Source organism: Cronobacter malonaticus LMG 23826, from assembly GCF_001277215.2.
In the GTDB taxonomy this organism is placed as follows: Bacteria; Pseudomonadota; Gammaproteobacteria; order Enterobacterales; family Enterobacteriaceae; genus Cronobacter; species Cronobacter malonaticus.
Genome location: NZ_CP013940.1, coordinates 4,068,197 through 4,082,905, shown reverse-complemented (window position 1 = coordinate 4,082,905; position 14,709 = coordinate 4,068,197). Strand labels below are relative to the sequence as shown.

12 protein-coding genes and 1 pseudogene are annotated in these 14,709 nt (G+C 56.4%); 4 read left to right on the top strand and 9 right to left on the bottom strand.

Annotation, left to right across the window (positions count from 1 at the left end):
• Positions 1–80 precede the first annotated feature (80 nt).
• Complete coding sequence (spfP, locus tag AFK66_RS23285; protein ID WP_071892919.1) at positions 81–128, top strand: small protein SpfP; 48 nt, start codon at positions 81–83, stop codon at positions 126–128.
• Positions 129–219: 91 nt separating this feature from the next.
• On the opposite strand, the gene yihA is transcribed toward spfP, so the two are convergent.
• On the bottom strand, positions 220–855 hold the full coding sequence (gene yihA / locus AFK66_RS19105) for a ribosome biogenesis GTP-binding protein YihA/YsxC (protein WP_032971933.1): 636 nt from the start codon (positions 853–855) through the stop codon (positions 220–222).
• A gap of 590 nt (positions 856–1,445) precedes the next feature.
• Here yihA and yihI point away from each other — a divergent pair.
• Both yihI and hemN read left to right on the top strand, forming a co-directional pair.
• Positions 1,446–1,976: a Der GTPase-activating protein YihI gene (yihI, locus tag AFK66_RS19100; RefSeq protein WP_007779595.1), complete on the top strand. Its 531-nt coding sequence runs from the start codon at positions 1,446–1,448 to the stop codon at positions 1,974–1,976.
• 184 nt (positions 1,977–2,160) lie between these two features.
• Positions 2,161–3,534 (top strand): oxygen-independent coproporphyrinogen III oxidase, encoded by a 1,374-nt coding sequence (gene hemN, locus AFK66_RS19095; protein WP_023899707.1) that lies wholly within the window; start codon positions 2,161–2,163, stop codon positions 3,532–3,534.
• 27 nt (positions 3,535–3,561) lie between these two features.
• On the opposite strand, the gene AFK66_RS22540 is transcribed toward hemN, so the two are convergent.
• The 4 genes from AFK66_RS22540 to glnA form a co-directional block, all read right to left on the bottom strand.
• Positions 3,562–3,684 carry a YshB family small membrane protein gene (locus AFK66_RS22540; protein ID WP_007703532.1) on the bottom strand — a complete coding sequence of 41 codons (123 nt, stop codon included), beginning with the start codon at positions 3,682–3,684 and terminating at the stop codon, positions 3,562–3,564.
• A 110-nt stretch (positions 3,685–3,794) separates the two neighbouring features.
• The gene (gene glnG / locus AFK66_RS19090; protein ID WP_032983554.1) at positions 3,795–5,204 is read right to left on the bottom strand and encodes a nitrogen regulation protein NR(I); all 1,410 of its coding nucleotides are present in this window, start codon (positions 5,202–5,204) and stop codon (positions 3,795–3,797) included.
• An 8-nt stretch (positions 5,205–5,212) separates the two neighbouring features.
• Positions 5,213–6,262, bottom strand: coding sequence for a nitrogen regulation protein NR(II) (glnL, locus tag AFK66_RS19085; protein WP_007777255.1), 1,050 nt, complete (start codon positions 6,260–6,262; stop codon positions 5,213–5,215).
• Positions 6,263–6,461: 199 nt separating this feature from the next.
• A complete protein-coding gene (gene glnA / locus AFK66_RS19080) occupies positions 6,462–7,871 on the bottom strand; it encodes a glutamate--ammonia ligase (RefSeq protein WP_023899705.1) in 1,410 nt (469 codons plus the stop codon).
• A 378-nt stretch (positions 7,872–8,249) separates the two neighbouring features.
• Between glnA and typA the strand changes: the two genes are divergently transcribed.
• On the top strand, positions 8,250–10,073 hold the full coding sequence (typA, locus tag AFK66_RS19075; protein ID WP_004387692.1) for a ribosome-dependent GTPase TypA: 1,824 nt from the start codon (positions 8,250–8,252) through the stop codon (positions 10,071–10,073).
• Between the two features lie 84 nt (positions 10,074–10,157).
• Here the strand turns inward: typA and ompL are convergent.
• From ompL to AFK66_RS19055, 4 genes and pseudogenes are all read right to left on the bottom strand, one after another.
• Positions 10,158–10,843 (bottom strand): annotated as a pseudogene (gene ompL, locus AFK66_RS19070) (porin OmpL).
• 74 nt (positions 10,844–10,917) lie between these two features.
• Positions 10,918–12,348 (bottom strand): MFS transporter, encoded by a 1,431-nt coding sequence (locus AFK66_RS19065; RefSeq protein WP_032983548.1) that lies wholly within the window; start codon positions 12,346–12,348, stop codon positions 10,918–10,920.
• Positions 12,349–12,396: 48 nt separating this feature from the next.
• Positions 12,397–13,803, bottom strand: a complete 1,407-nt coding sequence (locus AFK66_RS19060) for an MFS transporter (RefSeq protein WP_023899701.1) — start codon at positions 13,801–13,803, stop codon at positions 12,397–12,399.
• A 32-nt stretch (positions 13,804–13,835) separates the two neighbouring features.
• Positions 13,836–14,708 carry a sulfite exporter TauE/SafE family protein gene (locus AFK66_RS19055; protein ID WP_007777238.1) on the bottom strand — a complete coding sequence of 291 codons (873 nt, stop codon included), beginning with the start codon at positions 14,706–14,708 and terminating at the stop codon, positions 13,836–13,838.
• Position 14,709: the final 1 nt, after the last annotated feature.

The following is a 14,709-nucleotide window of genomic DNA, read 5'->3' as shown; positions in this document are numbered from 1 at the left end:
GGATGAAAAGAAATTACAAAAAGTGCTTTTTCCCGTCCCGAAAAAAGGGTAGAGTTATCCACGTAGGGTACAGAGGTAAGATGTTCTATCTTTCAGACCTTTTACTTCACGTAATCGGATTTGGCTGAATATTTTAGCCGCCCCAGTCAGAAATGACTGGGGCGTTTTTTATTGCGTCGGAGAAAGCGGACGCGCGAGCCAGGCCCGCGCCGGGAAGAATTATGCTTGCGGGGCGGCGTCTTCGGCTACAGGCGGCAGATCGTTAAACCAGCTGTCCAGCTTGATACGCAGCTTATCCACGCCGGTTTTCTTCAGTGAAGAAAACGCTTCAACCTGTACGTCGCCGTTAAAGGCAATTACCGCTTCACGCACCATATTCAGCTGCGCTTTACGCGCGCCGCTCGCCAGTTTGTCGGCTTTGGTCAGTAGCACCAGAACGGGAATACCGCTGTCCACGGCCCACTCAATCATCTGCTGGTCGAGATCTTTCAGCGGATGGCGAATATCCATCAGCACCACCAGACCTTTCAGGCACAGGCGTTTTTCCAGGTACTCGCCCAGCGCGCGCTGCCATTTGCGCTTCATCTCTTCCGGGACTTCGGCGTAGCCGTAGCCGGGCAGATCCACCAGACGCTTGCCGTCGGCGACTTCAAACAGGTTTATCAGCTGCGTGCGTCCCGGCGTTTTACTGGTGCGCGCCAGGCTTTTCTGGTTAGTCAGCGTATTGAGCGCGCTGGATTTTCCGGCGTTGGAGCGGCCTGCGAAAGCCACCTCGATGCCGGTGTCGGAAGGCAGGTGGCGAATATCCGGCGCACTGGTCACAAAGTGCGTCTGTTGATAGTTCAACTGAGTCAAAACGGTCGTCTCCGTCAGGATAAGCTTAAGCAATAGCCGCGATTATACCTGAACAGGGATAAAAGGCTGTTGTTCTCTCCCGAGGCTTACAAAATGCCCTGGCGAGATGTAAGAGATCCGCCCGCGTGAGGTTGAGACTTCGCCAGTGCAAAAGGCAGTCATTTAAATTTTACTTAAGTAAAAACAGTGAGTTAACCTTGCAGAAATGTCCGAAAATGGACTTTTAGAGCCGTTTGCAGCTTGAGCCTCTCGCTCAGACTGGTAAAGTAATGGTCACGGGCAACGGAGTGTCGCAACGGATAATAACTCAGGATGAGGGGTCTGGAGCGTCAGGGTGACGAAGCACACAGCATACCAGGACGGTAAACGTCGGAGACGTTAACAAGGACAAAGGAACACGACACGGAGCGTTGTCGGCTGAAGGAAAAACAGGGTTGGTTGTAAGCGCACCAGGACGGTGGATACCGATGACCGGTTAAAAAGTCAGGAAAAAAGGCGACAGGTTTACCTGTCGCCTTTTTTCTTTACTTGCTTTCTGCTAGATTCCGCCGCAATTCTATACTGTTTAAAACGGCCCAAGACGAAAAATTATGAAGCAACCCTCATCCTCTGCGCGTGGCAAAGGCCCCGCCAAAGCTAAAGCTCGCCGTAAAACGCGTGAAGAATTAAATCAGGAAGCCCGCGATCGCAAGCGCGATAAAAAGCACCGCGGCCATGCGCCGGGTAGCCGCGCTACGGGTGCCAGCGCGTCCGGAAAATCCTCCGGCCAGTCGACACAGAAAGATCCGCGTATCGGCAGTAAAAAACCGATTCCGCTTGGGATGAGCGACGCTCAGGACACCCGACCTCAGAAGCACCAACCACAACCTAAGAGTGAGAAACCTATGTTGTCACCGCAGGAAGAGCTGGACATGCTGGAGAACGACGAGCGCCTGGACGCGCTGCTGGAGCGCCTGGAAGAAGGGGAAACCCTGAGCGCGGACGATCAGGCGTGGGTCGATTCCCGTCTCGATCGCATTGATGAGCTGATGCAGCAGCTCGGCCTTTCTTACGACGACGATGAAGACGAAGAAGAAGAGCAGCAGGAAGATATGATGCGCCTGCTCAAAGGCGGAAACTAACCCTTCCGATGGGGCCGACCGTCCTGCTTATACTCCTTCCGATAGTATGTTATCTGGTGTGGTTATTCGTTAAACTACACCGGCTGTCGCGGCGCCAGAAGTGGCTGCGCAGCCGGCTTATCACCCGCCATCCGGGTGGGCCAGTTCGCCGAACGCGTCGGCGAAACCGTCGGAAGGAGTAAGCATGTCTGAGCAGGTAATCGACTGGGATCTGGCCCTCATCCAGAAATATAACTATTCCGGGCCGCGCTATACCTCATATCCCACGGCTCTTGAGTTTTCTGAAACGTTTGGCGAGCCGGACTTCGCGCGCGCGGTCGCGCGTTATCCCGACAGGCCCCTCTCGCTCTACGTTCACATCCCTTTCTGCCACAAGCTCTGCTACTTCTGCGGCTGCAATAAAATCGTCACCCGCCAGCAGCATAAAGCCGACCAGTATCTCGACGTGCTGGAGCAGGAGATTATTCATCGCGCGCCGCTGTTTGCCGGGCGTCACATCAGCCAGCTGCACTGGGGCGGCGGTACGCCGACTTATCTCAGCAAAGCGCAAATCAGCCGCCTGATGGGCCTGCTGCGCGCGAATTTCCGGTTCAACGACGACGCTGAAATCTCCATTGAAGTCGACCCGCGCGAAATTGAGCTCGATGTGCTGGATCACCTGCACGCCGAAGGATTCCGCCGTCTCAGCATGGGCGTGCAGGATTTCAATAAAGAGGTGCAGCGTCTGGTGAACCGCGAGCAGGATGAAGACTTCATCTTTGCGCTCATCAAACGCGCGCGGGAAGTGGGTTTCACCTCGGCCAATATCGATTTAATCTACGGTCTGCCGAAGCAGACGCCGGAAAGTTTCGCCTTTACGCTGCAGCGCGTGGCGGAACTTAACCCGGACCGCCTGAGCGTCTTTAACTACGCGCACCTGCCGACGCTCTTTGCCGCGCAGCGCAAAATCAAAGAGGCGGATCTGCCGTCGGCGCAGCAGAAGCTCGATATCCTTCAGCAGACTATCCAGTCGCTGACCCACGCGGGTTATCAGTTCATCGGTATGGATCACTTCGCGAAGCCGGATGATGAGCTGGCTATCGCCCAGCATGACGGCGTGCTGCATCGTAACTTCCAGGGCTACACCACGCAGGGCGACACCGATCTGCTCGGCCTGGGCGTCTCGGCGATTAGTATGATCGGCGACTGCTACGCGCAGAACCAGAAAGAGCTTAAGCGTTACTATCAGGCGGTGGATGAGCAGGGCAATGCGCTGTGGCGCGGGCTTGCGCTGACGCGCGACGACTGCATCCGCCGCGACGTCATCAAAGCGCTGATCTGTAATTTCCGGCTCGATTTCGCTGAGATCGAGAAGACGTGGTCGCTCCGTTTCGCCGACTATTTTGCCGAAGATCTGCAACTGCTGGCGCCGCTGGCGAAAGACGGGCTGGTGGACGTGAACGCGCGCGGAATCACCGTAACGGCGAAAGGGCGTTTGCTGATTCGCAATGTCTGCATGTGCTTTGACGTCTATCTGCGCCGCAAAGCGCGGCTGCAACAGTTCTCACGCGTGATATAAAAAAAGCGGGCGTTACGCCCGCTTTTTTTAACTAAAGAAGTTGATTATCGCTGCGCACAGCAGGGCGGCAATCGCCGTCTGGGGCGTATGGCCCGCGGCGGCGCCCGCTTCTGCGCTTTGCGTGGCGATATGGATCAGTGATTCCAGCATAATAACTCTCCCCCATAACCGCGCCCGATCATACTCAAGCCTGGCGGACAGTAAAGTACAAAATTAGAGCAATTTGCGGGCGATAGCGCTTTTTTACACCGCCCTGCCGCTTACTCCATTCCCAGCTCTTTTAACTTGCGCGTCAGGGTGTTCCGCCCCCAGCCCAGCAGGCGCGCGGCCTCCTGTTTATGTCCCTGCGTATGCCGCAGCGCCGTGGTTAAAAGCGTACGCTCCATCTCCGGCTGCGCTTCGGAAAGCAGGTTTTGATGACCGGAACGCAGCGCCCTGTCGGCCCACTGCGCGAGCAGCGTCGCCCAGCTCTCCGGCAGCGCCTGCGACGGCGCGTCCGGCACGCTGGTTTCAAACAGTTCGGCCGGCAGATCCTGAATCAGCACTTCCTGGCCTGCGGCCATGACGGTGAGCCAGCGACAGGTGTTTTCCAGCTGGCGCACGTTGCCAGGCCACGCGAGACGCGTCAGCGCGGCTTCCGTCTCCGGGTGCAGTAGTTTGGCTTCCACACCCAGCTCGCGCGCCGCCACCTGCAGGAAATGGCGCGCCAGACGCGGGATATCCTCGCGGCGCTCGCGCAGCGGCGGCAGATGCACGCGGATCACGTTCAGGCGATGAAATAAATCTTCGCGGAATTTCCCTTCCTGGACGCGCAGCTCCAGGTTCTGGTGCGTCGCCGCGATAATACGCACGTCCACTTTCACCGGCGCATAGCCGCCGACGCGGTAAAACTGACCGTCCGCCAGTACGCGCAACAGGCGGGTCTGCACATCCAGCGGCATGTCGCCGATCTCATCAAGAAACAGCGTGCCGCCGTCAGCCTGTTCGAAACGGCCCTGACGAATCTGGTTTGCGCCGGTGAACGCGCCTTTCTCGTGCCCGAACAGCTCCGATTCGATAAGGTCTTTGGGAATGGCCGCCATATTCAGCGCGATAAACGGCGCTTTGACGCGCGGGCTGTGGCGGTGCAGCGCATGCGCCACCAGTTCTTTACCCGTGCCCGATTCGCCGTTAATCAGCACGCTGATGGAGGAGCGGGAGAGGCGGCCGATGATACGAAACACATCCTGCATTGCCGGCGCTTCGCCGATGATGTCGGTCGTCGGGCCGAAAACCTGCGCGCTGCGCGGCTGCTGCTGTTCCTGATAGTGGCTGATAGCGCGCTCCACCAGCGCCACCGCCTCGTCGATATCAAACGGTTTCGGCAAGTAATCAAACGCGCCCTGCTGGTAGGCGCTGACCGCGGCATCGAGATCGGAATGCGCGGTCATAATGATGACCGGAAGCATCGGATGGCGCTGTTTTATCTGCTTTAACAGCGTCAGGCCGTCCATGCCCGGCATGCGAATATCCGACAGCAGTACGTCCGGGGTTTTAGTGCTCAGCGCGTCCAGCACCTCGTTACCGCTCTCAAAGGTGGTGCAGCTTAAGCCTGCTCCGGTGAGCGCGCGCTCAAGCACCCAGCGAATGGAGCTATCGTCATCGACGATCCAGACAATCCCTCGTTGCATAATCACCTCTATTTCCGAATAGGCAGGAAGACCGAGAATTCGGTATGGCCTGGCCAACTGTTAAATTCGATTTTTCCCGAATGCTGATCGATAAGATTTCGGGCGATGGACAGCCCCAGCCCGGTGCCGCCCTCGCGGCCGCTGACCATCGGGTAAAACAGCGTATCCTGCAGATGCGCCGGAATGCCCGGCCCGTTGTCTTCCACGTCGATACGGGCGGCGAGGCGGTAACGCACGCCGTGCAGCGTCAACTGAAACGCGGTGCGGGTGCGCAGCGTGATCTCGCCGCCTTCCTCGCCCAGCGCCTGGAGCGCGTTACGCACGATATTCAGCAGTACTTGTTCTATCTGGTCCGGGTCGTGGGTAAATTCCGGCAGGCTCGGATCGTAGTCGCGCAGAAGCCGAACGTTTTCCGGCAGCTCCATGGAGACCAGCTTCACGACCCGCTCGGCCACTTTATGGATGCTTTCGGTGACGTGCATGCCCGGCTGCTGCGGCCCTAACAGGCGATCCACCAGGTTACGCAGGCGGTCGGCCTGTTCAATAATGACTTTGGTATATTCTGTCAGCGACGGATCGGGCAGGGCGCGGCTTAGCAACTGCGCTGCGCCTCGCAGGCCGCCGAGCGGATTTTTGATTTCATGTGCCAGGCCGCGTACCAGATCGCGCGCGGCGACTTGCTGGGCATGCTGGAGCTGTTCCTGGCTTAAACGACGCTGATTATCCATTGGGGCCATCTCCAGCAGGATCAGGCCATCCGGCAGACGTTGCGCCGTCAGGGAAAGAATGTGCGAGCGGCCATCAATGACCAGCGTCACTTCGTTATCGGTAAACCCCTGGCCTGCGTTCAGGCTCTCCTGCATCAGGCTGATATTGAGGGAAAAATAACTCAGCAGCTCCGGTAAGGGCGTGCCGTAAAGCTTACGTGAGCTTTGCGCGAGCAACTGCTGCGCCGCCGGGTTGGCGTAATGCACCGCCAGCTCGTCGTCGACCAGTAAAATACTATTGATTAATGCGTTAAGGATCTGCCCAGCATCGGGCAGCGTGCCTGTTGCCATTCAGCAGTCCCCCAGGGTTTGCACCATTTTAGTGCATTATAGCGTTTTAACGCTAAAAAGGGCGTTAAAACCGGTTTCGGATGGTGAAAAAAGCCCATCCGAAGATGGGCTAAAGTTTCCACGGCAACAAAAAAACATTCGCGGATTTCACGCAGTGGCGACAACCTGAAATCCGCTGGCTATCAACATCAATAAATCATTACACGCTGTAGTAGAGTTCGAACTCTACCGGGTGCGGCGTCATGCGAACGCGGTCGTTCTCTTCGATACGCAGCGCGATGTAAGCATCGATCGCATCGTCAGTGAACACGCCGCCTGCGGTCAGGAACTCGCGGTCTGCGTCCAGCGCCTGCAGGGCTTCTTCCAGAGAGCCGGCAACCTGCGGGATCTCTTTCGCTTCTTCCGGCGGCAGGTCATACAGGTTTTTGTCCATCGCTTCGCCCGGGTGGATCTTGTTCTTGATGCCGTCGAGACCGGCCATCAGCAGGGCTGCGAAGCACAGGTACGGGTTAGCCGCCGGGTCCGGGAAGCGCACTTCGATACGACGCGCTTTCGGAGACGCAACCACCGGGATACGGATAGACGCAGAGCGGTTACGCGCGGAGTAAGCCAGCATCACCGGCGCTTCGTAGCCCGGAACCAGACGCTTGTAAGAGTTGGTGGTCGGGTTAGACAGGGCGTTGATGGCTTTGGCGTGTTTGATTACGCCGCCGATGTAATACAGCGCCTGCTCAGACAGACCCGCATATTTGTCGCCAGAGAACAGGTTGGTGCCGTTCTTGGACAGAGACATGTGGCAGTGCATACCGGAGCCGTTATCGCCGAACATCGGTTTCGGCATAAAGGTCGCGGTTTTGCCGAAGCGGTGCGCGACGTTATGCACGACATATTTGTAGATCTGAATTTCGTCCGCTTTCTTGGTCATGGTATTGAAGCGGGTTGCCACTTCGTTCTGACCGGCGGTGGCCACTTCGTGGTGGTGCGCTTCAACGACCAGGCCCATCTCTTCCATGGTCAGACACATTACAGAACGGATGTCCTGAGAAGAGTCAACCGGCGGAACCGGGAAGTAACCGCCTTTCACGCCCGGACGGTGGCCTTTGTTGCCGCCTTCGTATTTGGTGGAGGAGTTCCACGCACCTTCGATGTCGTCAATCGCGACATGGGAGCCAGAAATGGAGCTGCCGAAGCGGATGTCGTCAAACAGGAAGAACTCAGGTTCCGGCCCGAACAGGACAGTGTCCGCGATGCCGGTGGAGCGCAGATACTCTTCAGCGCGCTTGGCGATGGAGCGCGGGTCGCGATCGTAGCCCTGCATGGTGCCCGGCTCGAGGATGTCGCAACGAATAATCAGGGTCGGTTCTTCGTAGAACGGGTCAATGACAGCGGTGGAGGCGTCCGGCATCAGCACCATGTCAGATTCATTGATGCCTTTCCAGCCACCGATGGAAGAGCCATCGAACATTTTACCTTCTTCGAAGAAGTCGGCGTTCACCTGGTGGGCTGGGATGGTGACGTGCTGTTCTTTACCTTTAGTATCAGTGAAGCGCAGATCCACAAACTTCACTTCATGTTCATTCAGCATCGTCAGAACGTGTTCAGCGGACATACTTAACTCTCCCGGATTTGTCATTGTCGTCGTGGTAACGAGGTATTCAGTACTTATTAAAATTGGCGTTGCCGCCCTGAATTCTTTAAAGCGAAATCTGTGCCAACTTTCAAATTCCCCCAAAAAGGCGCTATGATGCGCGTCATAGTGCAAAAGGGCTGCACCACGATGGAGAGATTGCACCAATATAGTGCCTGTGTGTAAAAAACAAGCACTGTGTTGGTGCAATTTACGTTTAATAGCCCTTTTACCGCTGCGTGAAAAGGATCACAAAGCCTGGCGACAACACTTGTTTGCGTCAGATGATTGTGATCCTGTTTAGTCCTTCGATTAATACGTGTACAATAACGCGCTATTTCTAATGCCTGAGGCAAAGTTGTGATCGAAAAATTGCGTAACATCGCCATCATTGCGCACGTTGACCATGGTAAAACGACCCTGGTTGACAAGCTGCTGCAGCAATCCGGTACGTTCGACGAGCGTGCTGAAACTCAAGAGCGCGTGATGGACTCCAACGATTTGGAGAAAGAGCGTGGGATTACCATCCTCGCGAAAAACACCGCGATCAAATGGAATGATTACCGTATCAATATTGTTGATACCCCAGGGCACGCCGACTTCGGTGGTGAAGTTGAACGTGTAATGTCCATGGTTGATTCCGTGCTGCTGGTGGTTGACGCATTTGACGGCCCCATGCCGCAAACGCGCTTCGTGACCAAGAAAGCATTTGCCCATGGCCTGAAACCTATCGTGGTTATCAACAAAGTTGACCGTCCGGGCGCGCGTCCTGACTGGGTTGTGGATCAGGTGTTCGACCTGTTCGTGAACCTCGACGCGACCGACGAACAGCTGGACTTCCCTATCGTTTACGCGTCCGCGCTGAACGGTATCGCAGGTCTGGACCACTCTGATATGGCGGAAGACATGACCCCGCTGTACCAGGCGATCGTCGACCATGTACCGGCACCGGACGTTGACCTCGACGGCCCGCTGCAGATGCAGATCTCCCAGCTGGACTACAACAACTACGTTGGCGTCATCGGCATCGGCCGCATCAAACGCGGTAAAGTGAAGCCGAACCAGCAGGTCACTATCATCGATAGCGAAGGCAAAACCCGTAACGGTAAAGTCGGTAAAGTGCTGGGCCACCTGGGTCTGGAACGTATCGATACCGATCTGGCGGAAGCTGGCGATATCATCGCTATCACCGGTCTTGGCGAGCTGAACATCTCCGACACCATCTGCGATCCGCAGAATGTCGAAGCGCTGCCGGCGCTGTCCGTTGACGAGCCGACCGTTTCTATGTACTTCAACGTCAACACCTCTCCGTTCTGCGGTAAAGAAGGTAAATACGTTACCTCTCGTCAGATCCTTGACCGTCTGAACAAAGAGCTGGTGCACAACGTGGCACTGCGCGTTGAAGAAACCGAAGACGCTGACGCGTTCCGCGTGTCTGGTCGTGGCGAACTGCACCTGTCTGTTCTTATCGAAAACATGCGTCGTGAAGGTTTCGAACTGGCGGTTTCCCGTCCGAAAGTTATCTTCCGCGAAATCGACGGACGTAAACAGGAGCCGTTCGAGAACGTGACGCTGGACGTTGAAGAGCAGCACCAGGGTTCTGTGATGCAGGCGCTGGGCGAGCGTAAAGGCGATCTGAAAAACATGAATCCGGACGGCAAAGGCCGCGTACGTCTCGACTACGTGATCCCAAGCCGTGGCCTGATCGGCTTCCGTTCTGAGTTCATGACCATGACCTCCGGTACCGGTCTGCTGTACTCCACCTTCAGCCACTACGACGATATCCGTCCGGGCGAAGTGGGCCAGCGTAACAACGGCGTACTGATCTCTAACGGTCAGGGTAAAGCAGTCGCGTTCGCGCTGTTTGGTCTGCAGGATCGCGGCAAGCTGTTCCTGGGTCACGGTGCGGAAGTCTATGAAGGCCAGATCATCGGTATTCACAGCCGCTCTAACGACCTGACGGTAAACTGCCTGACCGGTAAGAAACTGACCAACATGCGTGCGTCCGGTACGGACGAAGCAACGGTTCTGGTTCCGCCTATCAAAATGACGCTGGAGCAGGCGCTGGAATTCATCGATGACGATGAACTGGTCGAAGTGACTCCGCTGTCTGTACGTATCCGTAAACGTCACCTGACGGAAAACGATCGTAAACGTGCAATGCGCGGTGCGAAAGAAGACTAATACGGTGCATCCGTAAACCAGGCAGGCGTTCGCGTCGCCTGGTATGAATAAAAAGCCGCTGAATCTTCAGCGGCTTTTTTTATATCAGAACGAATACCGTAACCCCAGGCGGAGCCGGTACTGTTCACGGTGATACTCGTTCCAGCGGTCCAGCCACTGCAACTCAAGATAGGGCAGCCAGTGCTGATCGAGCTTATAGCGAAAGCCGTTGGTAATTTCCCAGTGATGGTCTTTGCCGTTTTTACTGTGGTAATCATTCACCCGCTGAAAGAAGTGCGGCTCGAATGTATACGCGAGCTTATCCGTGACTTTAAAATTCCAGTAATTGGCGAACTCATGCGTGTCGTTTTTATCCATCTGGCCATTAAAGTCCGGCGTGTCGTAATTATTGTGGTTATAGCGATAACGAACCGTCAGATTAAACCAGGGCGTAAATTTATAGTTGGTGTCTAAATAGAGCGCACCGCCGGAGCCGTCGATACTGTCATTAATCAGCCCGCCGGGCTGGAACGTCAGGTTTTCTGTTGGTTTAAATAAGGGATACCAGCCTTCGATTTCATTATAGCTGTGCTTGATCTCGTCCCATTTCCCTACGTTGTAGGCGTTGGTGGCCATCAGACCGGCGCCCTATCAAAGTTATAGCCCGCGCGCAGGATGACCTCATGCAATTCCGAGGCGGTGTTATATGCTTCACGGGTTTCGACATAGGCACCCGCGAAAGCCGCGCAGGGCACAGACGAACAGAGCAGTGCGGTTGCGATTCTTTTCATTGTATTTCCCTATAACAGGTACAGAAAGGCCGCCCCTTCTGTAAACAGAAGGGGAGGAGCGAAGATGATTATCGTTATAACGTGACGGCTGACGCTTTATTATCGGTGCTGGCTTTTGGGGCGGCGGCGACATATTTCTTCCGCCTGGCGATTTCCTCAATAATAAAGGCGAAGCGCTGTTCATTGAGCTTATAAAAAAGCCCCATCGTGACAGCCGCGATTATCGCGAGCCCGCAGGGCCAGATAAAAATCAACTGGCGCAGGCCATCAAGCGTCGCAGGCGTTTGCAGCGCATTCGGCACATAGCCAATCTCCGTGAGCATAATGCCGGGCAGAAACCCGGCCAGCGCCGCGGAAATCTTGCGGGAGAAGGTATAGCCGGTATAGACCGATCCTTCGGCGCGAATGCCGGTTTTCCATTCACCGTAATCCACGGTATCCGGCACCAGTGCCCAATTCAGGCTGTTCACAAACGCGGTGCCGAAAAACGCCATGCAGGAAAACAGCACAAAGCTCAGCGACGTCGTGCCCCAGACGTAATTGAAAATATCGCCCAGCGCCCAGAGCGTCAGCCCGCCGAGATAGACCTGTTTTTTGCCAAAACGCTTCACCGCGCCCGGCACCATAAATACGCCTACCAGAATGCAGCCCATGCTGAAAAAGCCCATCCACGACAACAGATGCAGATCGTTTAGCACGTACTGCGTGTAGTAGACCTGAATGGCGAGCTTGATGTTAAACGCCGCCAGCGTGCAGAGATTGGCGATGCACAGCACCAGCAGCGGCGGGTTCTGGAAAATCGCGCAGAACGATTTCAGCATGCCGGGCTTATGCCCGGCGGGCACCACTTCTACATAGCGCTCGCGCACGCCGCGGTAGCAGCAGAGCATGCTGATAAGCCCGACGAGGGCGAAAATCAGCGCCGCCGTCAGGTAGCCCAGCGACGGGCGCGCGGCAAACAGCGACTGGATCGGCATAAAGCCGACGGTACAGAGCAGCAGCCCGAGCGTCGCGCCGCCCTGACGCCACGCGGCGAGATGCGCGCGCTCCTGCGGGTTTTTAGTGATAGCAGGCACCATCGCGCCATACGAACAGTTCATCAGGCTGTAAAACAGGCCGAACAGCATAAACAGCACCGTGGCGAGCACGGTTTTCATGGTCAGCGGCAGATCGTTTGCCACAAATTGCGCCGTCGCCACCAGCGCCACCGGGAAGGATGCGAAAAGAATAAACGGCCGGAATTTGCCGCGAGGGCCAGGCGCGCGCCGTGAATCCACCAGCACGCCGGTCAGCATATCGGTGAGCGCCGTGAAAAACTTCGCCACCAGAAAAATCACGCCGCCGTAAAAGGCGGGCAGGTGAAGCTCATCGGTATAAAATTTCAGAAGGTAAAGCGTCCCGATGCACAGCATCAGGTTGGAGCCAAAATCGCCCATGCCGTAAGAAAACTTCTCCCGCAGGCTCAGTCGCAGCGTCAGCGGGTCCTGATTCGTGAATGCCGTCATAGCCGTTCCTCAAAGCGAGTGCCCGCGCAGGCGCGGGCACCGTGATGGTTACGCGCCAGGCGAAAACGCCCGCTTGCGGTTTTCCAGCTCATCCACAATCCGCACGTACATCTTCTCGTTAAGGTTGTAGAAAAAGCCCATCGCGACGATCGTCACTACCGCCAGCACGCACGGCCAGATGAAAATCAGCTCCCGCAGGCCTTCGGTCGTGGCGGCCGACTGTACGGCGTTCGGCACATAGCCAATTTGCGTCAGCATCAGGCCCGGGAAAAACCCGGCCAGCGCCTGGGAGACTTTGCGAAAGAACGTGAAGCCGGTATAGACCGTGCCCTCTGAGCGCACGTCAGTGCGCCATTCGCCATACTCGACAGTGTCTGAAACCAGCGCCCAGTTGAGGCTGTTCACAAACGCCGAGCCGAAAAACGCGAGGCAGGAGAACGCCACAAAGCTCACCGAACCGCTGCCGAAGGCGTAATTAAGCACATCGCCCACGGCCCAGATCAGCAGCCCGCCGATATAGACTTTCTTCTTACCAAAGCGCCGCACCGCGCCCGGCATCAGGAAGACGCCGATAAAAATGCAGCCCATGCTGAAGAAGCCCATGTACGAGAGCAGAATCGGATCGTTGAGCACGTACTGGGTGTAATAGACCTGAATGGCGAGCTTGATGTTAAACGCGCCGAGCGTGCAGAGATTGGCGATGCACAGTACGAACAGCGGTCGGTTACCCGCGATGGCGCGAAACGACGCCAGCAGCCCCGGCTTGTGCGCCGGGCTGGTGGCCGCGGCTTCCACATACCGCTCGCGCGTACCCGCATAGCACCACCACATAAAGAGCAGGCCAAAGAGCGAAAACAGCGTGGCGGCGAAGATATAGCTCAGCTGCGGGTTGCCTTCGATAAGATTCATCACCGGCACAAAGCCGACAGTACAAAGCAGCAGGCCAAGCGTCGCGCCGCCCTGACGCCACGCGGCAAGCGACGCGCGCTCATCCGGGTTTTTTGTAATGGCGGGCACCATCGCGCCATACGAGCAATTCATCATGCTGAAAAACAGCCCGTAGAGCATAAACAGCACCGTTGCCATCACGGCTTTGCCGGTTATCTCAAACGGCGTGCCGACGAAGTTTGCGATAGCGAGCAGCGTCACCGGAAAAGCGGCGTAGAGCACGAAAGGCCGGAACTTGCCCTTCGGCCCGATCCGGCGGCGCGAATCGAGCATGATGCCGGTGCCCATGTCGGTAAACGCCGTAAAAAACTTGGCAATCAGGAAGATAATGCCGCCATAAGTCCCCGGCAGCCCCAGTACATCGGTATAGAACTTCAGCAGATACAGCGTGCCGATATCCAGCAGGATATTGGAGCCCAGATCGCCCATTCCATAGGCGACTTTTTCTCTGAACGGCAAACGCAGCGTGGCTACGTCGTTATTCTGAACGGTATTTGTCTGAGACATTGTTTTTCTCCATCGCACACGAAGGCGACGCGTTATGTCTGATCCGCGGCCCGGATGGCCGCGACCTTTTTGCCAAACAGAAGCTGCAAAACCGCGAGGACGCCAAAAGGCGGCGCCAGCGCGCTCAGCGTGGAAATCCCCAGCGCGCCTTTAATGAGCATCGCTCCGGAGGCTATCAGCAGCAGAAAGACCATCACCCGGAAGACCCTGACGGAAATACGTTGATGAACGTACTGGCCCACAAACGAACCGAGCACCATGGTGGGAATACAGAACAGCACCAGCTTGATAGTCGAGATCGTTAAGATCCCGCTGGTGGCGAGCCCGCCGATAATGGCGGCGTTGTTGGCCGTGAAAAAGGCGTTGAGCGTGCCGCGAAAGGCGGCGGGTGCCAGATTTCGCAACATGCCGTAGACCACCACCGGCGGCCCGTTGGTGGAGAATGCCGAGCCTAACGCGCCCGCGATAACGCCGGTCGGCATCGCCAGCCAGTTTTTGTCATAGACCGGCAGCCTGGGAATAAACAGGCTGTAGAAGGAATAGAGGATCAAAAAGCCGCCGAGCCCGATTTTCATTATCTGATCGGGCAGGCTGGCGAGGGCGTAAAGACCCACCGGCACGCCGACAAACGAAAACACAATTAGCACCAGCGCCGGTTTCCATTGCGTCTCCTTACGCGAAAGCCAGGTGGCGTACAGCGCGGTGGCGGTGCCCACAATCACCGACATAGGCGCTGCCATTTTTAATGGCAACAGCAGCGTTATCAGCGGCATCGTGGTGAGTGCGCCGCCAAAGCCGGCGCAGATCCCAACGAAGGTATATAAAAACATGATGCCGATAATCACGATCACCGTACCGTTGCTGAGCACGAGACCATCCGGGGTCAAAAGGGTGAAGAAGCCCATG

Bases quoted from the DNA above. Each gene is read 5' to 3' on its own strand.
- yihI (WP_007779595.1), top strand. From the start codon at position 1,446: ATGAAGCAACCCTCATCCTCTGCGCGTGGCAAAGGCCCCGCCAAAGCT.
- hemN (WP_023899707.1), top strand. From the start codon at position 2,161: ATGTCTGAGCAGGTAATCGACTGGGATCTGGCCCTCATCCAGAAATAT.
- AFK66_RS22540 (WP_007703532.1), bottom strand. From the start codon at position 3,684: ATGCTGGAATCACTGATCCATATCGCCACGCAAAGCGCAGAAGCGGGC.
- glnG (WP_032983554.1), bottom strand. From the start codon at position 5,204: ATGCAACGAGGGATTGTCTGGATCGTCGATGACGATAGCTCCATTCGC.
- glnL (WP_007777255.1), bottom strand. From the start codon at position 6,262: ATGGCAACAGGCACGCTGCCCGATGCTGGGCAGATCCTTAACGCATTA.
- glnA (WP_023899705.1), bottom strand. From the start codon at position 7,871: ATGTCCGCTGAACACGTTCTGACGATGCTGAATGAACATGAAGTGAAG.
- AFK66_RS19065 (WP_032983548.1), bottom strand. From the start codon at position 12,348: ATGACGGCATTCACGAATCAGGACCCGCTGACGCTGCGACTGAGCCTG.
- AFK66_RS19060 (WP_023899701.1), bottom strand. From the start codon at position 13,803: ATGTCTCAGACAAATACCGTTCAGAATAACGACGTAGCCACGCTGCGT.
- AFK66_RS19055 (WP_007777238.1), bottom strand. From the start codon at position 14,708: ATGGGCTTCTTCACCCTTTTGACCCCGGATGGTCTCGTGCTCAGCAAC.